The organism is Mycobacterium sp. IS-1590 (assembly GCF_001500025.1).
GTDB lineage: Bacteria > Actinomycetota > Actinomycetes > Mycobacteriales > Mycobacteriaceae > Mycobacterium.
In genome coordinates, this window is the sequence record NZ_LQIW01000001.1 from 298,642 (window position 1) to 318,446 (window position 19,805).

At 68.1% G+C, this 19,805-nt stretch carries 20 protein-coding genes; 15 read left to right on the forward strand and 5 right to left on the reverse strand.

All coding sequences use genetic code 11. From position 1 onward, the window contains the following. The first annotated feature begins 175 nt into the window (after positions 1–175). A complete protein-coding gene (locus tag AU197_RS01470; RefSeq protein ID WP_064400597.1) occupies positions 176–1,231 on the forward strand; it encodes a 3-deoxy-7-phosphoheptulonate synthase in 1,056 nt (351 codons plus the stop codon). Between the two features lie 14 nt (positions 1,232–1,245). Here AU197_RS01470 and AU197_RS01475 read toward each other — a convergent pair whose 3' ends face one another. After that, positions 1,246–1,536 carry a WhiB family transcriptional regulator gene (locus tag AU197_RS01475; RefSeq protein WP_064400598.1) on the reverse strand — a complete coding sequence of 97 codons (291 nt, stop codon included), beginning with the start codon at positions 1,534–1,536 and terminating at the stop codon, positions 1,246–1,248. Between the two features lie 369 nt (positions 1,537–1,905). Here AU197_RS01475 and AU197_RS01480 point away from each other — a divergent pair, with 369 nt between their 5' ends. The 3 genes from AU197_RS01480 to AU197_RS01490 all read left to right on the forward strand — a co-directional run bounded on the left by AU197_RS01480 (position 1,906) and on the right by AU197_RS01490 (position 4,478). Further along, positions 1,906–2,685 (forward strand): hypothetical protein, encoded by a 780-nt coding sequence (locus tag AU197_RS01480; protein WP_064400599.1) that lies wholly within the window; start codon positions 1,906–1,908, stop codon positions 2,683–2,685. 88 nt (positions 2,686–2,773) lie between these two features. Then, positions 2,774–3,352, forward strand: a complete 579-nt coding sequence (locus tag AU197_RS01485; protein ID WP_064400600.1) for a sigma-70 family RNA polymerase sigma factor — start codon at positions 2,774–2,776, stop codon at positions 3,350–3,352. Then, on the forward strand, positions 3,345–4,478 hold the full coding sequence (locus tag AU197_RS01490) for an anti-sigma-D factor RsdA (RefSeq protein ID WP_064400601.1): 1,134 nt from the start codon (positions 3,345–3,347) through the stop codon (positions 4,476–4,478). The genes AU197_RS01485 and AU197_RS01490 overlap by 8 nt, the downstream gene beginning before the upstream one ends. On the opposite strand, the gene AU197_RS01495 is transcribed toward AU197_RS01490, so the two are convergent. Then, complete coding sequence (locus tag AU197_RS01495) at positions 4,479–4,883, reverse strand: DUF5319 domain-containing protein (RefSeq protein ID WP_064345682.1); 405 nt, start codon at positions 4,881–4,883, stop codon at positions 4,479–4,481. A gap of 177 nt (positions 4,884–5,060) precedes the next feature. Here AU197_RS01495 and guaB point away from each other — a divergent pair, with 177 nt between their 5' ends. From guaB to phoU, 5 genes are read left to right on the forward strand one after another with little or no spacing between them, the layout of a single operon-like run. Then, entirely contained in the window at positions 5,061–6,614 is a 1,554-nt protein-coding gene (guaB, locus tag AU197_RS01500; RefSeq protein WP_064400602.1) for an IMP dehydrogenase, read from the forward strand. A 23-nt stretch (positions 6,615–6,637) separates the two neighbouring features. Then, positions 6,638–7,765, forward strand: a complete 1,128-nt coding sequence (locus AU197_RS01505) for a GuaB3 family IMP dehydrogenase-related protein (RefSeq protein ID WP_197415444.1) — start codon at positions 6,638–6,640, stop codon at positions 7,763–7,765. A 25-nt stretch (positions 7,766–7,790) separates the two neighbouring features. After that, on the forward strand, positions 7,791–7,997 hold the full coding sequence (locus tag AU197_RS01510) for a zinc-ribbon domain-containing protein (RefSeq protein WP_064400604.1): 207 nt from the start codon (positions 7,791–7,793) through the stop codon (positions 7,995–7,997). Positions 7,998–8,039: 42 nt separating this feature from the next. Further along, positions 8,040–9,776, forward strand: coding sequence for a GMC oxidoreductase (locus AU197_RS01515; RefSeq protein ID WP_064400605.1), 1,737 nt, complete (start codon positions 8,040–8,042; stop codon positions 9,774–9,776). Between the two features lie 29 nt (positions 9,777–9,805). Continuing rightward, on the forward strand, positions 9,806–10,465 hold the full coding sequence (gene phoU, locus AU197_RS01520) for a phosphate signaling complex protein PhoU (protein ID WP_064400606.1): 660 nt from the start codon (positions 9,806–9,808) through the stop codon (positions 10,463–10,465). Positions 10,466–10,474: 9 nt separating this feature from the next. Here the strand turns inward: phoU and AU197_RS01525 are convergent, their stop codons facing one another. Then, positions 10,475–12,832: a glycoside hydrolase family 65 protein gene (locus AU197_RS01525; RefSeq protein WP_064400607.1), complete on the reverse strand. Its 2,358-nt coding sequence runs from the start codon at positions 12,830–12,832 to the stop codon at positions 10,475–10,477. Further along, a complete protein-coding gene (locus tag AU197_RS01530; RefSeq protein ID WP_064400608.1) occupies positions 12,829–13,593 on the reverse strand; it encodes a beta-phosphoglucomutase family hydrolase in 765 nt (254 codons plus the stop codon). Before AU197_RS01530 ends, AU197_RS01525 begins: the two co-directional genes overlap by 4 nt. Positions 13,594–13,744: 151 nt before the next feature. On the opposite strand from AU197_RS01530, the gene AU197_RS01535 reads away from it, so the two are divergent. The 6 genes from AU197_RS01535 (at position 13,745) to AU197_RS01560 (ending at position 18,763) form a co-directional block, all read left to right on the forward strand. Then, complete coding sequence (locus AU197_RS01535; protein ID WP_064400609.1) at positions 13,745–14,065, forward strand: CD225/dispanin family protein; 321 nt, start codon at positions 13,745–13,747, stop codon at positions 14,063–14,065. Positions 14,066–14,082: 17 nt separating this feature from the next. Continuing rightward, entirely contained in the window at positions 14,083–14,484 is a 402-nt protein-coding gene (locus AU197_RS01540; protein WP_231744790.1) for a DUF2752 domain-containing protein, read from the forward strand. A 28-nt stretch (positions 14,485–14,512) separates the two neighbouring features. After that, positions 14,513–16,072: a glutamine-hydrolyzing GMP synthase gene (guaA, locus tag AU197_RS01545; RefSeq protein WP_064400611.1), complete on the forward strand. Its 1,560-nt coding sequence runs from the start codon at positions 14,513–14,515 to the stop codon at positions 16,070–16,072. 128 nt (positions 16,073–16,200) lie between these two features. Next, a complete protein-coding gene (gene imuA', locus AU197_RS01550) occupies positions 16,201–16,884 on the forward strand; it encodes a DnaE2-dependent mutagenesis accessory factor ImuA' (protein WP_064400612.1) in 684 nt (227 codons plus the stop codon). Beyond that, on the forward strand, positions 16,881–18,506 hold the full coding sequence (locus tag AU197_RS01555; protein ID WP_064400613.1) for a DNA polymerase Y family protein: 1,626 nt from the start codon (positions 16,881–16,883) through the stop codon (positions 18,504–18,506). The genes imuA' and AU197_RS01555 overlap by 4 nt, the downstream gene beginning before the upstream one ends. Positions 18,507–18,535: 29 nt before the next feature. Next, positions 18,536–18,763: a DUF6480 family protein gene (locus tag AU197_RS01560; RefSeq protein WP_064400614.1), complete on the forward strand. Its 228-nt coding sequence runs from the start codon at positions 18,536–18,538 to the stop codon at positions 18,761–18,763. On the opposite strand, the gene AU197_RS01565 is transcribed toward AU197_RS01560, so the two are convergent. Further along, positions 18,760–19,800, reverse strand: coding sequence for a nucleoside hydrolase (locus AU197_RS01565; protein ID WP_064400615.1), 1,041 nt, complete (start codon positions 19,798–19,800; stop codon positions 18,760–18,762). The two genes, AU197_RS01560 and AU197_RS01565, sit on opposite strands and share 4 nt — an antisense overlap. Positions 19,801–19,805: the final 5 nt, after the last annotated feature.

Sequence of the window (19,805 nt, forward strand, 5' to 3'; positions counted from 1 at the left end):
ACGCGCGCCGGCTATTGGCGCTTTATCGAGGCTCCGGGCGGAGCCGATAAAGCGCAGCGCTAAGCGACGCATCCACCCGGAGCCCAGGCAGTGACCACCAGGTCGCTGCCTTCTGTCATTCAAGGGCCCGGGGCTTTCACCGGGCGCCCACAACATCTGAGAAAGGCACCCGAAGATGAACCTGGCGCAGACCGCCACCCCGCCCGCCACCTCGGACCGGCGGGTCCGCGGTTTCAGCGAGATCCCCAGCCCGCACGAGGTGCTCACCGAGTTCCCGCTGGGAGCCCGGCGTGCGGAGCGAGTGGTGCGCGACCGGGAGGAGATCGCCGACATCCTCGCGGGCCGCGACGACCGGCTGCTGGTGGTCGTGGGACCGTGCTCGGTGCACGACCCGTCGGCGGCGCTCGACTACGCCAGCCGTCTGGTCAAGGTGGCCGACGAGCTCAGCGACCGCCTCAAGATCGTGATGCGGGTCTACTTCGAGAAGCCGCGCACCACGATCGGGTGGAAGGGCCTGATCAACGATCCGGACATGGACGGCACCTTCGACGTGGCGCGCGGCCTGCGTATCGCCCGTCACCTGCTGCTCGACATCGTCGACATCGGCTTGCCGGTCGGATGTGAGTTCCTCGAGCCGACCAGCCCGCAGTACATCGCCGATGCCGTCGCGTGGGGTGCCATCGGCGCCAGGACCACCGAATCCCAGGTGCACCGCCAATTGGCATCCGGGTTGTCGATGCCCGTCGGCTTCAAGAACGGCACCGACGGCAACATTCAGGTGGCCGTGGACGGGGTCAAGGCCGCCGCCGCGCCGCACGTCTTCTTCGGCATGGACGATCTCGGGCGCGGTGCCTTGGTCAACACCGCGGGCAACGAGGACTGTCACGTCATCCTGCGCGGCGGTACCAACGGGCCGAACTGCGACGCCGAAGCCGTCCAGACGACGGCAGCCAAGCTGACCGCGGCCGGATTGCCGGGGCGCGTCGTAATCGATTGCAGCCACGCGAATTCCGGAAAGGATCACGTCCGCCAGGCGCTGGTCGCCGCAGAGGTTGCGCAGCTGGTGCGCGACGGTCTACCGGTCAGCGGGGTGATGCTCGAGAGCTTCCTTGTCGCCGGTGCGCAGGCCCCCGAATCCCGTCCCCTGACCTACGGGCAGTCGGTCACCGACAAGTGCATGGACTGGGCGACAACCGATTCGGTGCTGCACACGCTTGCCGACCGCGGGTAGCTGCCCACGGGCGATCAGGAGGCGCGCCGGATGCCGCGTTTCAGCAAAAGTTCGCGCTCGGACTCCGACAGCCCGCCCCAGATGCCGTAGGGCTCGCCGACGGCGAGGGCGTGCGCGCGGCACTGGGCGATCACCGGGCACTTACGGCACATCTCCTTGGCGCGCATCTCCCGTTGCGCGCGGGCGCGGCCGCGCTCCCCGTCGGGATGAAAGAACATGGAGGAATCGACGCCCCGACAGAGTCCGGCCATCTGCCAATCCCAAATGTCGGCGTTGGGTCCGGGCAGTTGCTGCGGTTGTGGCATTGGAAACCCCTCTCTGCACATCCATTTCGGAAACGAACGGATGAGTGAGTTCAAAACCGATTCGAGCTCAAGTCGCCGATGACCACTCGTGGAGACAAAGTATGGGCGCTCACGAAATCTCGTCAATAGCCTGCCTATGTGCTTATTGACATAACCGCAGGCCAAGAATTTACCTCACGTTCATCATTGCGACGCACAGGCAACGAGAACGGTGCTAAACGAACCGAACGCGGTGGACCGCGGAAACCATTTTTCCAGTTCGCGTCAATTTCCGGTTCGCGGGCAAACTCCGCCCGCTTACATGCAAGTAACATTGCGACCACCAATTGTTAACCAATGCCGCGCCGCAATTGATACGGTCGCCACTCGATGTCAGAGACCGTTCTGGCCGCAGCCGCATTCGGTGACGATCCCGGCCGTTGGCCGTTGCCTGCCGGCGCCACCGCCCGCGAGTTGTGGCTGCGCGCCGTCGCGGCGGGCGGACAGGGCCGTTATGCCAGCGCGCGCGTCGATCTGGCCGCGCTGTTCCGCAGCGCGGGACCCGAACGAGCGTTGGCGCACAGCACCGAGGCGTCGTTCCTCCGTCAACTCGGCTGGCACACCCGAGCGCGGCGATGGGACGGGCGGGCGTTGACGCTCGCCGGATCCGATACCGAGGCGGCCGCAGATGCCCTGATCGGTCTGGCGGCCGACGCGCTGGGAGTGGGCCGGTTCGAGGCGTCGGCGCGGGCGTTGGACCGCGCGGCCGAGCTGATGTCGGATCCGGCGCCGCCGAGGCTGAGGGTGCGGCTGGGTTGGGTGTCGGCCGAGCTGGCGATGGCGCGTGGCCGCGGCGCGGCCGCAGTGGGTCACGCCGAACGCGCCGCCGCCGACGCCGCGGCCCTCGGCTCGGTACGCCACCAGGTGAAGTCGTCGGTCGTGCACGCCGCCGCCCGGTGCAGCGCGGGTGACATGACCGTCGCACGATCGTTGGCCGACGCGGCGTTCGACGAAACGCGGCGTTTCGGAATGGTTCCGCTGCAGTGGGCGTTGGCCTGCTTGCTGGCCGACATCGGCAGCGGCGCGCATCCGACACTCGACATGGTGGCGATCCGCGACCGTTGTGCCGATACAGTGCGTCGGCGGGGCGGCGTGTGGGCGGTGCGGTAACCGGGTCCACACGGAAGTGAAAGTTATTGTTTAGCTGACCGGTCTACCGGATCCGGTCCCGTTCGTAACGTTGGAGAGATCGCCCACGATGACATTTTCGGGAGAACGTCTCGATGCTGTCGTTGCTGAGGCTGTGGCAGGGAACCGAGACGCGCTCCGGGAGGTGCTGGAGACCATTCGCCCGATCGTTGTTCGGTACTGCCGGGCAAGGGTAGGGGCGACAGAGCGCAGTGGCCTCTCAGCCGACGACGTTGCGCAGGAGGTTTGCTTGGCCGCCATCACGGCGCTGCCGCGCTACAAGGATCAGGGACGACCGTTCCTGGCCTTCGTGTACGGCATTGCCGCCCACAAGGTTGCTGACGCGCATCGCGCCGCAGCCAGGAATCGATCCGACCCGACCGACGTCGTGCCGGAGCGATTCTCGCTGGACGCCGGACCCGAGCAGATGGCGCTCGATGCCGAAGCGTCGGCACGGATGAAGAAGCTTCTGGCGGTGCTTCCCGAGAAGCAGCGCGAGATCCTGATCCTGCGCATCGTCGTCGGAATGAGCGCCGAGGAGACCGCTGAGGCGGTCGGCAGCACGGCGGGCGCCGTCCGCGTCGCCCAGCACCGTGCGCTGGCGCGACTGAAGTCCGAGATCGTCGCGACGGGGCGTGACTATGCCTGACTTCGGACGCTGGACCTCCAACGGGGGAGATCCCTCGCTCAACGAGATCAACCGCACCGATCGGTTCCTCGATTCGCTGGCCACACAGCAGCCGGTGTACTCGACCGATCCCAGTGAGGCGGAACTGGCTCAGCTGCTGTCGGGTTGGCGCGACGAGATCCGCAGCGCGCCCCTGACCGCGACGGTGACTCCGCGCGATGCGGTGCTGGCGCTTGACCGCGCCGCGGCGTCGCGGCGGCGTACGCGGACATCCTTGGCGGTCGTCGGATCGGCCGCGGCCGCGGTGTTGTGTATCGGCGGGTTCGGTGCGGTGGTCGCCGGCTCCGGGCCGGGCGACTCACTCTACGGTCTGCGGACCATGCTCTTCGGCGAGCAACACGACACCCGCGACGACGCGGTCGTGCTGGCCGCACAGACTCAGATGGCCGAGGTGCAGCAACTGATCGAGCAGGGTCAGTGGCAAGCCGCCCAGGACAAGCTCGAGACCTTGACGACCACCGTGGCGACGGTGAACGACACTGTGCGCAAAGAAGAATTGGTCACGCAGTGGCAGGAACTGACGGTCAAGGTCGAGTCCCAGGACCCGGCGGCCACCCTGCCGCCCAATGCGCCGCCACCGACCTTCCCCGAGGTCGTCGTGCTTCCCAGCGACGGCGTGACCTCGTCGGAGACCACTGCACCGCCGACCACTCCCACGACGTCACCGCCGACCACCCCGTCGACCTCGCCGGAGACGACCACGCCGTCGCCTTCGACGACGGCTGCGCCGGGCGCTCCGTCACCCACGTCGCCGACGGTGAGCGCGCCGCCACCCCCGGTGAGCGCCACCCCGCAGCCGACGTCGGTTCCGGACTCGCCGACGGCGCTACCGACACCGACGGCGCAGCCGACGCCGACAGCGCAGCCGACCGCACAGCCGACCGCGACGGCGGATGCGCCGCTACCGACTCCGAGCACTCGGGTTCAGGTTCCGACGCCGTCGTCTCCGCCGGCGGTGGTCGAGCAGCAGGAAGAGGAATTGCCGTCGGCCGCGCCGACCTCGCAGCAACCGACCGTGCAGGCACCCACGCCGAAAACTGCGGTCACCACGGTGACCGTCCCGGACGCGGTCGAGGAGCCGAGCTAGTCAGCGATAGCCGTCGGACTCCGACGTCGCTTCGTTGAGCGAGGCATCGGCGTAGCCGCGGCAGTAGTCCCACGTCACGTAGGCATCGGGTTCGGGATCGTAGGCGGGCTCGTGCGGCCGCACCGTGCCGTCGACCAGCAGTTGCAGCAGGTTGGCGCGCAGCATGTCCCAGTCGTGGTAGTGGTCCTGCTGGCATTCGTCGCAGCACACGACCAGTCCGCGGATGCCCCGGTGCGCCAGAAGTGCCTCGTACACCGCCAGATCGGCGAGATCGGCCTCGACCGCCGTCCGCTCCTGCGGGTCCAGGGGCTGGCCCGGCTCGAGCGCGTCGAGGGCAGCCGAAGGGTCGCACGGGTCATCGGCGAACGGGTCCGGTGGCAAACCCGGAGGCAGGTGGTCACGCACGAGTCCACACTACGCAGCGGGGCGGGGATAACGCTAGCCGTCACGCCCACGTCGTCGTCGTATCAATAGTTATGTGCGTCATGGCACGTGAGACGGGGATGACGGTCCCCAGCCGATAGGATGGTTTCTTAGCTCGACGACAGTGTTCGGCTGCGTTTGTCTCTGGAGGCCCCCACCATGTCGATCGCCGAAAGCAGCATCCCCATCGCGGTGCCGGTGCCCACCGGCGGGGATGACCCGACGAAGGTCGCCATGCTCGGCCTGACCTTCGACGACGTGCTGCTGCTGCCCGCCGCCTCTGACGTGGTGCCCGCGACGGCCGACACCTCGAGCCAGCTGACGAGAAAAATCCGGCTCAAGGTGCCGCTGGTGAGTTCGGCGATGGACACCGTCACCGAATCGCGCATGGCGATCGCGATGGCCCGCGCCGGCGGGATGGGCGTGCTGCACCGCAACCTGCCGGTGGCCGAGCAGGCCGGCCAGGTCGAGACGGTCAAACGTTCCGAGGCCGGGATGGTCACCGATCCGGTCACCTGCTCGCCGGACAACACGCTGGCCGAGGTCGACGCGATGTGCGCGCGGTTCCGGATCTCGGGGTTGCCCGTCGTCGATGACACCGGCGAGCTGGTCGGAATCATCACCAACCGCGACATGCGCTTCGAGGTGGATCAGTCCAAGCCCGTCTCCGAGGTCATGACCAAGGCCCCGCTGATCACCGCACGCGAGGGCGTGTCCGCCGAGGCTGCGCTAGGACTGTTGCGCCGCAACAAGATCGAGAAGCTTCCCATCGTCGACGGGCACGGCAAGCTGACCGGGCTGATCACCGTCAAGGACTTCGTCAAGACCGAACAGTTCCCGCTGTCGACCAAGGACAAGGACGGCAGGCTGCTCGTCGGGGCGGCCGTCGGCGTCGGTGACGACGCCTGGACGCGGGCGATGACGCTGGTGGACGCGGGCGTCGACGTGCTGGTGGTGGACACCGCGCACGCGCACAACCGCGGCGTGCTGGACATGGTGAGTCGGGTCAAGGCCGCCGTCGGCGACCGGGTCGAGGTGATCGGCGGCAACGTCGCGACGCGTGCGGCCGCATCCGCACTGGCGCAGGCCGGTGCCGACGCCGTCAAGGTCGGGGTCGGGCCCGGCTCGATCTGCACCACCCGCGTGGTCGCCGGCGTGGGAGCACCGCAGATCACCGCGATCTTGGAAGCGGTGGCGGCCTGTCGTCCGTATGGTGTGCCGGTCATCGCCGACGGCGGGCTGCAGTACTCGGGTGACATCGCCAAGGCCCTGGCGGCGGGCGCGTCGACCGCGATGCTGGGCTCGTTGCTCGCGGGCACCGCAGAGTCGCCCGGCGAGCTGATCTTCGTCAACGGCAAGCAGTTCAAGAGCTATCGCGGGATGGGGTCGCTCGGCGCCATGCAGGGCCGCGGCGCTGCCGGGGCGTTGCGCGGGTCCTACTCCAAGGACCGCTACTTCCAGGACGACGTGCTCAGCGAGGACAAGCTCGTCCCGGAGGGAATCGAGGGCCGGGTACCGTTCCGCGGTCCGCTGGGGACGGTGATCCACCAACTCACCGGCGGGCTGCGCGCGGCGATGGGCTACACCGGGTCGGCGACGATCGAGCAGTTGCAGCAGGCCCAGTTCGTGCAGATCACCGCGGCGGGGCTCAAGGAGAGCCACCCGCACGACATCACGATGACGGTCGAGGCGCCGAACTACTACACCCGCTAGAGGAGAAACTGGCCATGCGAGACATGGTTGAGCTCGGCATGGGCAGAACCGCCCGCCGCACCTACGAACTCGACGACGTCAACATCGTGCCGTCGCGGCGCACCCGGTCGTCCCAGGATGTGTCGACGGCCTGGCAACTGGACGCCTACCGGTTCGAGATCCCGGTGGTGGCCCATCCCACCGACGCGTTGGTGTCCCCGGAGTTCGCCATCGAGATCGGTCGGCTCGGCGGGCTCGGTGTGCTCAACGGCGAGGGGCTGATCGGTCGGCACGCGGACGTCGAAGCCAAGATCGCGCAGGTGATCGAGGCGGCCGAGAAGGAGCCCGAACCCTCCGCCGCGATCCGGCTGCTGCAGCAGTTCCACGCCGCCCCGCTGGACCCGGATCTGCTGGGCGCCTCCGTGGCGCGCATCCGCGAGGCCGGTGTGACGACGGCGGTGCGGGTCAGCCCGCAGAACGCCCGCGCGCTGACACCGACACTGCTCGCCGCGGGCATCGACCTGTTGGTCATCCAGGGCACGATCATCTCCGCCGAGCGGGTGGCGTCCAACGGGGAACCGCTGAACCTCAAGACCTTCATCTCCGAGCTCGACGTGCCCGTCGTCGCGGGCGGGGTCCTCGACCACCGCACCGCGCTGCACCTGATGCGGACGGGCGCGGCCGGCGTCATCGTCGGCTACGGCTCGACCAGCGGTGTGACCACCAGCGACGAGGTGCTCGGGATCAGCGTCCCGATGGCCACCGCCATCGCCGACGCCGCCGCCGCGCGCCGCGAATACCTCGATGAGACCGGCGGACGCTACGTCCATGTCCTGGCCGACGGCGATATGCACACCTCCGGTGATCTGGCGAAGGCCATCGCGTGCGGCGCCGATGCGGTGGTGCTCGGAACGCCGCTGGCCACGTCGGCCGAGGCGTTGGGCCAGGGCTGGTACTGGCCGGCCGCCGCCGCGCATCCGTCGCTGCCCCGCGGTGCGTTCCTGCAGGTCGCGATGGGCGAGCGCCCATCGCTGGAACAGGTGCTGACCGGGCCGTCCGATGATCCGTTCGGCTCGCTGAACCTGGTTGGCGGGCTGCGACGCTCGATGGCCAAGGCCGGTTACTGCGACCTCAAGGAATTCCAGAAGGTCGGTCTGACCGTCGGAAGCTGAGTTCTCAGCGCCTACGCTGGACGAGGTGTTCTTCTTCCTCTTCAGCTATGGCACCAAACAGAAGCATCTCGGTGCGGGAGAGGTTCGGGCCTGCCCACGCTGCCACAACACCACGCAGTGGTCGCGGGTCCGCGAGTTCAAGCAGTTCTCGCTGTTCTTCGTTCCGGTGGCGCGCTGGAACCGTCGTCAGTTCGAGGTGTGCGGCATCTGCGGCACCGCGGTCGCGATCTGACCGTCGTGGAAAGTTACCCCTCGGTAACGCCATACTGGACGCATGGAACCTGACTACGACGTCTTGGTGATCGGTTCGGGGTTCGGCGGCAGCGTCACTGCGCTGCGGCTCACCGAGAAGGGCTACCGGGTCGGGGTGCTCGAAGCCGGTAGGCGCTTCGCCGACGAGGACTTCGCCAAGACCTCGTGGAATCTGCGCAAGTTCCTGTGGGCGCCACAACTCGGGATGTACGGCATCCAGCGGATCCACCTGCTGCGCAACGTGATGATCCTGGCCGGAGCGGGTGTCGGAGGCGGCTCGCTGAACTACGCCAACACGCTGTATGTCCCGCCGGATCCGTTCTTCAACGACCCGCAGTGGAAGGACATCACCGACTGGCGCGCGGAGTTGATGCCGCACTACGACCAGGCGCAGCGCATGCTCGGCGTCGTCACCAACCCGACGTTCACCGACGCCGACCGCGTCGTCAAGGAGGTCGCCGAGGAAATGGGCGTGGGTGACACGTTCGTGCCGACACCCGTGGGTGTCTTCTTCGGCCCGGACGGCACGAAGGCACCCGGCGAAACCGTGCCCGACCCGTACTTCGGCGGTGCCGGACCGGCACGCAAGGGATGCATCGAGGTCGGCGAATGCATGACCGGCTGCCGTCACAACGCCAAGAACACACTGGTCAAGAACTACCTCTACCTGGCCGAGAAGTTCGGGACGACGATCCACCCGATGACCACGGTCACCGGGTTCGAGCAGCGCCCCGACGGGCTGTGGAATGTGCACACCGTCCGGACCGGTCGCTGGGTCCGCAAGCAGAAGCGCACCTTCACCGCATCGCACGTGGTGCTGGCGGCCGGCACGTGGGGCACCCAGCGGTTGCTGTTCAAGATGCGCGACAAGGGCAAGCTGCCCAACCTGTCCGACAAGCTCGGTGTGCTGACCCGCACCAACTCCGAATCCATCGTCGGCGCAGGACGTTTCGAGGTCTCCGACGACCTGAACCTGACGCACGGTGTGGCGATCACATCGTCGATCCACCCCACCCCGGACACTCACATCGAGCCCGTGCGCTACGGCAAGGGCTCCAACGCCATGGGCCTGTTGCAGACGTTGATGACCGACGGCCACGGGCCGGAAGGCACCGACACGCCGCGGTGGAAACAGCTGTTCATCAACGGCCGCAAGGATCCCCGCGGCACGCTGCGGCTGCTCAACGTCCGCCGTTGGAGTGAACGCACGTTGATCGCGTTGGTCATGCAGCACTTGGACAATTCGATCACCACGTTCACCAAGAGGAACAAGTTCGGGATCAGGCGCTATTTGAGCAAACAAGGGCACGGGGCGCCCAACCCCACGTGGATCCCGGTCGGCAATCAGGTCACCCGCCGAATCGCCGAGAAGATCGACGGCGTCGCGGGCGGCACCTGGGGTGAGTTGTTCAACATCCCCCTCACCGCGCACTTCCTCGGCGGCGCCGCCATCGGCGACGACCCGCAGCACGGCGTCATCGACCCGTATCACCGGGTGTACGGCTATCCGACGCTCTCGGTGCACGACGGTGCGTCGATCTCGGCGAATCTCGGTGTCAATCCATCACTTTCGATCACCGCTCAGGCCGAGCGCGCGGCGTCGCTGTGGCCGAACAAGGGTGAGCAGGACCTGCGGCCGGAGCAGGGGCAGCCGTATCGGCGGCTGGCGCCCGTCGCGCCGCAGAACCCGGTCGTTCCGGACCACGCACCGGCGGCGCTGCGCTGGTTGCCGATCCAACCGGTCACCTCGGCCGGTTGAGGTTTCGGCGATTCGGGTAACTGACGCAGATGCGGACCGCTTATCAAGAGCAGCTGGCCGCACTGAGTGCCCAGCTCGGCGAGATGTGCGGGCTGGCGGTCAGCGCGCTTGAGCGCGCCACGCAGGCCCTGCTCGAGGCTGACCTCTCGCTCGCCGAGCAGGTCATCGCCGACCACGAACACATCATCGCGCTCAACCGGCGGGCCGAGGAGGCGGCGCTGCGGATCCTCGCGCTGCAACAGCCCGTGGCAAGTGACCTGCGCACGGTCGTCGGCTCCATCCACATCGCCGCGGACATCGACAGGATGGGCGCTTTGGCGGCGCACGTGGCAGGCATCTCCCGGTTGCGCCACCCCGATTGCGCGTTACCGTCCGACGTCCGCGCGAGCTTCGCCGAGATGGGTGCGCGCGCGGTCCAGCTGGCGAAGACCGCACAGGAGGTGCTGCTGTCGCGTGATCCCGACAAGGCGGCGCGGCTGCGCGACGAGGATGATGCCGTCGACGCCGAGCACCGGCACCTGTTCACCCTGCTGATCGACCACAAGTGGCAGGACGGGGTGTGTTCGGCCGTCGACGTCGCGCTGCTCGGGCGCTACTACGAACGGTTCGCCGACCACGCCGTCGAGATCGGCAAGCGCGTGGTCTTCGAGGCGACCGGCGGTCTGCCCGGCCACAAGCAGATGGCCTGACGTCTCCGGCTAGGTCGGGCGTCGGCGCACCGGCTCCCGGCCCGGCGGTTGGGCAGGAGTCGGCAGCAGCGGCTTGCACCAGCGAACCGGCACGGTGGTCGGCTCCCGCGCCGTGAGCTGAAGATCCTCTCCACCATGGCGGATCAGCAGCTCACCTTCCGGGCCGTCGCGCAGCGTGTAGGTGACGTCGTCGTGATCGGCATCGACGGTGAGGCGGAAGTTCCTCCACCGCAACCGGAATCGCAGTCGAGAGATCCCGTCGGGAAGCCGGGGGTTGAGCTCGAGTACCCCTTCGTCGTCTCGTAGCCCGCCGAATCCCGCCACCATCGCCGCCCACGCCCCGCCGAGCGATGCCATGTGTAGGCCGTCGCGGGTGTTGTGGTGGAGATCGCGCAGGTCGATCATCGCCGCCTCGTAGGCGTAGTCGTGGGCGAGTTCGAGATGACCGACGTCGGCACACATCACCGCCTGTGTACACGCCGAAAGAGACGAATCGCGGGTGGTGCGTCGTTCGTAGTAGTCGACGTTGCGGGCCTTCTGTTCGGCGGTGAACGCGTGGCCCTGCCAGTGCATCGCCAACACCAGGTCCGCCTGTTTGATCACCTGCGCCGGATAGAGCCGAACATACGGTTCGTGCATCAGCAGTGGGTAAACCGTGTTGGCGTTGAAATCCCACTCGCGCAGCGTCGTGAAACCGTCACATTGCGGGTGCACACCCAGCTCCTCGTCGAACGGGATGTGGGCGGCGTCGGCGGCGTGACGCCACGCGGCCATCTCCTCGGTGGAGACGCCGGCCGCCTGGGCGGCGTCGACATTGCGGCCGCATGCGTCGGCGGCTGCCCGGAGGTTGGCGGCCGCCATCAGGTTCGTGAACACGTTGTCCCGCACGATGGCGGTGTACTCGTCGGGACCCGTCACGCCGTCGACGTGCCACACCCCGTGACGATCGTGGTGACCGAGCGATGCCCACAGCCGCGCGGTCTCGATGAGCACCCGCAGCCCGCACTCCTCTTCCAAGGAATGGTCGCCCGTGACAATGCGGTAGCGCTCGAACGCCATCGCGATGGTGGCACTGACGTGGAAGGCCGCGGTGCCAGCCGGCCAGTAAGCCGAGCACTCCTCACCGCGGATGGTGCGCCATGGGTAGGCGGCACCGTCGAGGTCCAACAGCGTCGCCCGCTCCTTGGCCTGCGGGAGAATCGAAGCGCGCCAACGCAATGCGTCGGCCGCAGCCGACGGGTGGGTGTAAGTCAGCACCGGCAGGACGAAACCCTCGGTGTCCCAGAAGGCGTGGCCGTCATAGCCCGTCCCGGTCAGGCCCTTGCCGGGAATCGCGCGACGCTCGGCGCGCGCGCTGGCCTGCAGGACGTGGAAGAGGGCGAACCGTACCGCCTGCTGACAGTCGGGGTCCCCCTCGACCTCGACGTCCGCACCGTCCCAGAAGTCGTCGAGGTAGTCCCGCTGGGCGTCGAGCAGCCCCTGCCAGCCGGTGTAGCGGGCACTGCTGAGCGCGGCCGCCGCCTGGTCGCGCAACGCCGGGCGCGACCGCAGACTGGACCACCCGTAGGCGAGGTACTTGACGATGCGCAGGCGTTGTCCGGGACGCAGGCCGCAGATGACCGTCGTGTTGGCCCAATCCTGGCCCGCGCCGGTGTCCACCTCGACCCGACCGGGAACCTCGATGTCGTGGTCCATGGCCGCGGCCATCATCAGGTTGCTCGCACGGGTGCGGTGCAGCAGGATCGCGCCGTGTTCGGAGTGTTCGTGCTGCACCGGCTCCAGCGGTCGTTCCAGGACGGCCGATACCCGCGGATCATTGGTCGACGGCGGCAACTCCTCGTTGGCCACAAGTTCCGATTGCACCGTGACGCGGGCGAATTCGTCCTGTGCCTCGACGATGTACTCGATGGCCGCGACACTGCGCTGGGTAAGCGAAACGATCCGCGTGGAAGCGACTTTGATCTTCTTGCCCGCCGGAGAACGCCAGCACGCGGTGCGAGTGAGCGTGCCGGCCCGAAAATCCAGAATGCGTTCGTGATCGAGCAGCTCCCCGTAACGCACGTCGAATGGTTCGTCGTCGACCAGCAGGCGCATCAATTTGCCGTTGGTGACGTTGACGACCGTCTGTCCGTCCTCGGGCCAGCCGTATCCCGCCTCGGCGTACGGAAGGGGACGAACCTCGTAGAACGAATTGAGGTAGGTGCCGGGCAATGCGTGCGGTTCGCCTTCGTCGAGATTTCCGCGCATGCCGATGTGGCCGTTGGACAACGCGAACACCGACTCCGACTGGGCCAGGACGCTGAGGTCGAGCGATCTCTCGCGGACCTGCCACGGCTCCACGGGGTAGATGTCGTCGTGCAGGCTCATGAGAGCAGCTCCGCGAGATCGGACACCACGATGTCAGCCCCGTTGCGCCGCAACGCTTCCGCCTGGCCGACCCGGTCGACACCGACCACCACGCCGAAGCGTCCGGCCCGTCCCGCGGCCACCCCGGAGAGTGCGTCTTCGAACACGGCCCCGTGCTCGGGTTCGACGCCGAGAAGTTCCGCCGCGCGCAGGAACGAATCGGGCGCGGGCTTACCCGCGATGTTCTCCTCGCGTAACACGACACCGTCCACGCGATATTGGACGAACTGGGCAAGCCCGGTCAGCTCGAGCACCTCGCGGGTGTTGGCGCTCGACGACACGACCGCGATGCCCAACTGCGCGGCGGCCGTCGCTTCGAGATAGCGGCGCGAGTCCTCGAACACCTCCACGCCGTCGGTCCGCAGGATCTCTTGGAACATCTCGTTCTTCGCGGTGCCGAGACCGTGGACGGTCTCGGTCGTCTCAGGGTCGTCGGGATCGCCCTCGGGCAACTCGATGTGCCGACTCGACAGAAACGACCGCACCCCGTCCTCGCGCTTCTTGCCGTCTACGTAATTCAGGTAGTCGCTTTGCACGTCGAACGGTGTGAACACCTCGCCGGTCTGCTCGGCTCGTCGCCGAAGGAAGTCGTCGAACATCGCCTTCCATGCTTTCTTGTGCACGCTCGCGGTGTCTGTCAACACGCCGTCGAGGTCGAACAACGCGGCGCGGATCCCGGCGGGTAGCCCTAATTTTTCGGTTCGTCTTTCGCTTTCAGGCACGAATCACCCATTCCCGTTATCGCGCGCAGACATACCTGCGTGCCGATGAACCTACTGCAGCGATGTGAAATTGACGCGCCCAGCAAACAATTGCCTTATATTGAGCGGGCTTTGTCGCTCCGACAGGGTGCTACTCGAGAAAAGGGACCCCATGACCTATCCGCCCCAGCCTCCGCCGCCACCGCCGCAGGGTTATGGGCCACCGCCCGCCGGCTATCCGGCGCAACAGCCCGACAGCAACCTCGTGTGGGGCATCCTCGTTACGGTGTTGTGCTGCTTGCCGTTTGGCATCGTGTCGATCGTCAACGCCAGCAAGGTGTCCGGCCTGTGGCAGTCGGGCCAGTACGCCCAGGCGCAGAAGGCGTCCGACGACGCGAAGAAGTGGGCGGTCTGGGGTGCGATCGCCGGCGCGGTCGTGATCGTCATCTACCTCATCGTCGGGCTCGCGGGCGGCGGCCTGGCCGACATGTGACGTCGCATGTGACTTCCGTGCGCTCGCTCGCCGCGCCGTTGGCGGTCGCCACCGCCGCGGTGGGCGGGTGCGCGGCGATCTGGTTGGCGGATCCGACCGTTCCCGGCGGGATCCTGCCCGTCTGCCCGACCAAGGCGCTGCTCGGCATCGACTGCCCCGGGTGCGGGAGCCTGCGGATGATCTACTCGCTGCTGCATCTCGACGTCGCCGCGGCGGTCCGGTTCAACGCGCTGGGGGTGCTCGCGTTGGTCGTCCTGCTGTGGGCGTACGGGGCCTGGATCTACGGGTCCATGGCAGGCAGGCGGGTGCGCAGTTGGCAGCACCTGCGGTGGTCGGCGCCGCTGGCGGTGGTGCTGACCCTGGCGTGGTTCGTTGTGCGCAACTTGCCGTTTGAGCCGTTCACCGCGCTGCACGTGTGACGTCGTCGCAGCCAACTAGACTGGGCGAGTGACATCAGGATCTCCCCGGCCCGTACTGGTTGTCGATTTCGGAGCGCAGTATGCGCAGTTGATCGCCCGGCGGGTCCGCGAGGCTCGGGTGTATTCCGAGGTGATCCCGCACACCGCCAGTGTCGAGGAGATCAAGGCCCGCGACCCACAGGCCATCGTGCTCTCCGGCGGTCCGGCCAGTGTCTACGAGGACGGTGCCCCGCAGCTGAACCCGGAGCTGTTCGACCTCGATGTTCCGGTGTTCGGCATCTGCTACGGCTTTCAGGCGATGGCGCAGGTGCTCGGCGGTACCGTCGCGCGGACGGGAACCCGTGAGTACGGTCGTACGGAGCTGAAAGTCACTGGCGGAGAGCTGCATTCGGACCTGCCGTCGACCCAGCCGGTGTGGATGAGCCACGGTGACGCGGTGACCGAGGCGCCCGACGGCTTCGAGGTGGTGGCCGCCAGCGGCGGTGCGCCGGTCGCGGCGTTCGAGCATCGTGGCCGTCGGCTGGCAGGTGTGCAGTATCACCCGGAGGTGATGCACACCCCGCACGGCCAGCAGGTGCTGAGCCGCTTTCTGCACGAGTTCGCGGGGATCGACTCGACCTGGACGCCGGCCAACATCGCCGACGCGCTCGTCGAGCAGGTGCGCGAGCAGATCGGCGACGGGCGGGCCATCTGCGGGCTGTCCGGTGGGGTGGACTCCGCGGTCGCGGCCGCACTCGTGCAGCGCGCCATCGGCGACCGGTTGACGTGCGTGTTCGTCGACCACGGCCTGTTGCGGGCGGGGGAGCGGGCCCAGGTGCAGCGCGACTTCGTCGCCGCCACGCACGCCAATCTGGTCACCGTCGACGTCGCCGACCGATTCCTCGAAGCGCTGACCGGGGTGACCAACCCCGAGGGCAAGCGCAAGATCATCGGACGGGAGTTCATCCGGGCGTTCGAAGGCGCGGTGCGGGGCCTCGTCGAGGGGGGTGGGCCTGATGTCGAATTCCTGGTGCAGGGCACGCTGTACCCCGACGTCGTCGAGTCGGGCGGAGGGTCGGGCACCGCGAACATCAAGAGCCACCACAATGTCGGAGGCCTGCCCGCCGACCTGAAGTTCACGCTGGTCGAACCGCTGAGGCTGCTGTTCAAAGACGAGGTCCGGGCGGTGGGCCGTGAGCTCGGGCTTCCTGAGGAAATCGTTGCGCGGCAACCGTTTCCGGGACCGGGTCTGGCTATCCGGATCATCGGAGAGGTCACCGCCGCACGACTGGAGACGCTGCGTCGCGCCGACGCGATCGCTCGTGAGGAACTGACCTCTGCTGGGCTCGACAACCAGATCTGGCAGTGCCCGGTGGTCCTTCTCGCCGACATCCGTTCGGTGGGTGTGCAGGGTGACGGCCGGACCTACGGTCACCCGATCGTGCTGCGCCCGGTTTCCAGTGAGGACGCGATGACCGCGGACTGGACGCGCGTGCCCTACGAAGTCCTCGAACGCATCTCGACCCGCATCACCAACGAGGTGGCGGAGGTCAACCGGGTGGTGCTGGACGTGACGAGTAAGCCGCCCGGCACCATCGAGTGGGAGTAGTTTCTCCCCTCCGTTTTCCCCTGTGACCGGCTGAACCCGCTTGACGCTGTCGGTGGGTGGGTGTTTACTCGGCATATCGAACACACGTTCGAAAAACCAGTGGGGCAGACGATGCGGGAGGTGCTGTTGTGACAGCCGCCGTGAGCCTGGATCAGCGTCAGCTTACCCGCGCTGAACAGGTAGAACACCTGCGTCGCAAGATTGCGGCGGTATCCAGCAAGGTGGGCGGTAACCGGCGTGGGGCCGCTTCGAACGCCGAGCCGCTTCCGGACTCGGAAACTTTGCTGCCAATGCCCGAATCGCTGGATGGGCTCCTTCCGGCGCCGTTGCCGCGCGGGACGGTGGCGGTGGTCTCGGGAGCCCGGTCGCTGCCACTGAGCATGGTCGCGGCGGTGACGGCGGAGGGCGGGCACGCCGCCATCGTCGGCCAACCCGACGTCGGTCTGCTGGCGGCCGTGGAGATGGGCGCCGACTTGAGTCGGATCGCGGTCATCCCCGAACCGGGTGCCGACCCGGTCGAGGTCGCCGCCGTGCTGATGGACGGTATGGATCTTGTGGTGCTCGGCCTGGGCGGGCGGTCGGTGCCGGCCACCCGTGCGCGGGCGGTGGTGGCCCGGGCCCGCCAGAAGGGCTGCACGCTGCTGGTCGCCGGTGGTGACTGGCAGGGGGCGTCGGCCCGGTTGGAGGCCTCGGTGTGCGGCTACGAGATCGCGGGGCGGGGGCGACCGGGATTCGGTCGCATCAGCCGGGTCCGGCTGGCCACCCGGGCCTGGGGGCGGTCGTTCGGTTCCGTCCGTGCGGTAGGCGGATGAGTGGTCCACGCGCGTCCCGCGGGTCGTCGCAGTCGCGCGTCCTGGCCATCTGGTGCATGGACTGGCCGGCCGTCGCCGCTGCGGCCGCGGCCGACCTGCCGCCGACCACCCCGATCGCGGTGACGCTGGCCAACCGGGTCATCGCCTGTTCGGCCTCGGCGCGATCGGCGGGAGTGCGACGCGGATTGCGCCGTCGGGAAGCCCAGGCGCGGTGTCCGGAACTGCATGTGGTCACCGCCGATCCGGCGCGTGATGCCCGCCACTTCGAAAACGTCACGATCGCGGTGGACGACTTGGTGCCGCGCGCCGAGGTGTTGCGGCCGGGCCTGCTGGTGCTGCCGGTCCGGGGCGCGGCCCGCTACTTCGGATCCGAACAAACCGCCGCTGAGCGGTTGGTCGACGCGGTGGCCGCCGCCGGCGCCGAATGTCAGGTGGGGATCGCCGACCAGTTGCCCACCGCCGTCTTCGCCGCGCGGGCGGGGCGGATCGTCGAGCCCGGACAGGATGCGCCGTTCCTGTCGACGCTGTCGATCCGCCAGTTGGCCACCGAGCCCAGCCTGGCCGCCCCCGGCCGGGAAGACCTGGCGGATCTGCTGTGGCGCATGGGGATTCGCAACATCGGGCAATTCGCCGCACTGTCCCGCAGCGATGTGGCCTCGCGGTTCGGGGCCGACGCGGTGGCCGCGCACCGGTTCGCCCGCGGCGAGCCCACCCGGGGCCCGTCCGGCCGGGACCCCGACCCCGACCTCGACGCCGTCATGGACTGTGATCCGCCGATCGACCGGGTGGACGCCGCCGCTTTCGCCGGACGGTCGCTGGCCGCCGACCTGCACCGCACCCTGGCCGCGTCCGGTGTGGGATGCACCCGGCTGGCCATCCACGCCCGCACCGCCAATGGTGAAGAGCTGGAACGTGTTTGGCGTTGCGCCGAACCGCTGACCGAGGATGCCACCGCCGACCGGGTGCGTTGGCAGCTCGACGGCTGGCTGAACAGACGCAACCCCAACGACCGGCCCACCGCGCCCATCACGGTGATCCGGTTGCGCCCGGTGGAGGTGGTCTCGGCCGAAGCGCTGCAGCTGCCGCTGTGGGGCGGGGTCGGCGAAGAGGATCGCCTGCGTGCCCGCCGCGCGCTGGTGCGCGTGCAGGGTCTGCTCGGACCGGAGGCGGTGCAGGTTCCGATGCTCAGCGGTGGTCGGGGCCCGGCCGAGCGCATCACGTTCACACCGCTGGGGGATGAGCAGGTGCCGCTGGCCGATCCGCGTCAGCCGTGGCCCGGCCAGCTGCCCGAACCGTCGCCGACCGTGTTGCTCGACGATCCGGTCGAGTTGTTCGACGCCGACGGCCGTCCGGTGCGGGTGACCGCCCGTGGCCTGTTCTCCACCGACCCCGCGCGGTTGGACACGCCGGGCAAGGCCGTCAAGGCGGGCAGATTGGCCTGGTGGGCGGGGCCGTGGCCGGTTGACGAACGGTGGTGGGATCCGGAAGGTCGCAAAGCCGGCCGCACCGCCCGCGCGCAGGTGTTGCTCGACGAGGGGTCCTCACGCGACCCTCGGCCGGGGCAGGCCTTGCTGCTGTGTTATCGGCAGCGGCGGTGGTACGTCGAAGGGATTTATGAATGACGACCGCATGAGGGGGTACCCGTTCGTCGATGACTGCTATACCGCCCGATCCAGAACCATCCAACACGCCGGACCTCGAACCCGGTGGTGGGGTGCCGCCGGGGTCGACGCCGCCCGATTCCGACCAGGTCTCCGGTGTGGGCGCCGTCGAGTCGCGGCCGCGCCACCGGTGGACACCGACCGCCGTCGTCAGCGTCATCGCGCTCGGGATCTTTTTGCTGTTGTTTCTGGCCGTCGTGGTGTCGGTGGTCCTCTAACCGTTCAGGCGTCGTGCGAACGCGCCGACGCGCGCGATGAACCGGTCGAAGAATGTTCCCGGGTCGACGTCAACACCGATGAGCGCGTTGGGTTCCCGGTTCCACCGGTTGCTCCAGTCGGCGATGGTCATGCCGCGGGTCAGTGTGCCCGTCAACTCGACGTCGACGGTGGTCGGGCGGTAGGTGACGAGGTCGGGGTCCAGCGCCACCGCAGCGGCCAGCGGGTCGTGCAGATGCGCCAGATAGCCCTCGCCCTGGTCGAAGTGGAACTCGAAATAGAACCGCATCGCGTCCTCCAGCGTCGCGATCAGCGGGTTGCCCGACGCTGACCGGGTGCCGCGGTCGTCGGACACGCTCATCGCCACCGACTCCGCACCGGCCTCCTCCGCCAGCCGGTTCAACAAGGCCGGCGTCATCGCGATGTGTTCGGTCAGGTTCAGCCCCAACATGATTGGGAGGTGCGTGGGTTTCTCCGCTCCCCACGCCGCCGTCCAGCCGGTGAACACCTCGGCGGCGGCTTCCGGGTCCACGCTGATGTTCCATTCGGCGACCGGGGTCGTGTTACCGCGATAGTCGAACGCGCCGCCCATGATGACCAGGCGGCGGAGCAGCGTGGGCAGGGCGGGTTCGGCGCGAAGCGCAAGCGCGAGATTGGTCAGCGGGCCGACCGCGATCGCGAGCAGCTCACCCGGATGTGTGTGAGCGGCGCGCACCCACGCCTCGGCGGCGTCGTACTCGGTGAGCCGGCGCTCGGTGGCGGGCACCTGCGCATACCCCATCCCCTCGGGCCCGTGGGTGTCCTCTGCGGTGCGCAGCGGTGAGCTGACCGGCTGCTCGGCTCCTTTGGAAACGGGAATGTCCGGCATTCTGCACAGGTCCAGCAGGCCGAGGTTGTTGCGACAAACCTGTTGCGCCGGAACGTTTCCCGCCGTCGAAGCGATGCCGACCACCTCGGCGTCGTCGCTGGCGAACAAGTACGTCAGCGCCATCGCGTCGTCGACGCCGGTGTCGACGTCGACGAAGACAGGCTGGGTCACCTCGC

Excerpts from the sequence above, each read along its gene's own strand:
- AU197_RS01505 (WP_197415444.1), top strand. The coding sequence starts at position 6,638 with ATGGTTGAGCTCGGCATGGGCAGAACCGCCCGCCGCACCTACGAACTC.
- AU197_RS01525 (WP_064400607.1), bottom strand. The coding sequence starts at position 12,832 with ATGAGCCTGCACGACGACATCTACCCCGTGGAGCCGTGGCAGGTCCGC.
- AU197_RS01515 (WP_064400605.1), top strand. The coding sequence starts at position 8,040 with ATGGAACCTGACTACGACGTCTTGGTGATCGGTTCGGGGTTCGGCGGC.
- phoU (WP_064400606.1), top strand. The coding sequence starts at position 9,806 with ATGCGGACCGCTTATCAAGAGCAGCTGGCCGCACTGAGTGCCCAGCTC.
- AU197_RS01470 (WP_064400597.1), top strand. The coding sequence starts at position 176 with ATGAACCTGGCGCAGACCGCCACCCCGCCCGCCACCTCGGACCGGCGG.
- AU197_RS01535 (WP_064400609.1), top strand. The coding sequence starts at position 13,745 with ATGACCTATCCGCCCCAGCCTCCGCCGCCACCGCCGCAGGGTTATGGG.
- AU197_RS01485 (WP_064400600.1), top strand. The coding sequence starts at position 2,774 with ATGACATTTTCGGGAGAACGTCTCGATGCTGTCGTTGCTGAGGCTGTG.
- guaB (WP_064400602.1), top strand. The coding sequence starts at position 5,061 with ATGTCGATCGCCGAAAGCAGCATCCCCATCGCGGTGCCGGTGCCCACC.
- AU197_RS01560 (WP_064400614.1), top strand. The coding sequence starts at position 18,536 with ATGACTGCTATACCGCCCGATCCAGAACCATCCAACACGCCGGACCTC.
- AU197_RS01480 (WP_064400599.1), top strand. The coding sequence starts at position 1,906 with ATGTCAGAGACCGTTCTGGCCGCAGCCGCATTCGGTGACGATCCCGGC.
- AU197_RS01475 (WP_064400598.1), bottom strand. The coding sequence starts at position 1,536 with ATGCCACAACCGCAGCAACTGCCCGGACCCAACGCCGACATTTGGGAT.
- AU197_RS01490 (WP_064400601.1), top strand. The coding sequence starts at position 3,345 with ATGCCTGACTTCGGACGCTGGACCTCCAACGGGGGAGATCCCTCGCTC.
- AU197_RS01555 (WP_064400613.1), top strand. The coding sequence starts at position 16,881 with ATGAGTGGTCCACGCGCGTCCCGCGGGTCGTCGCAGTCGCGCGTCCTG.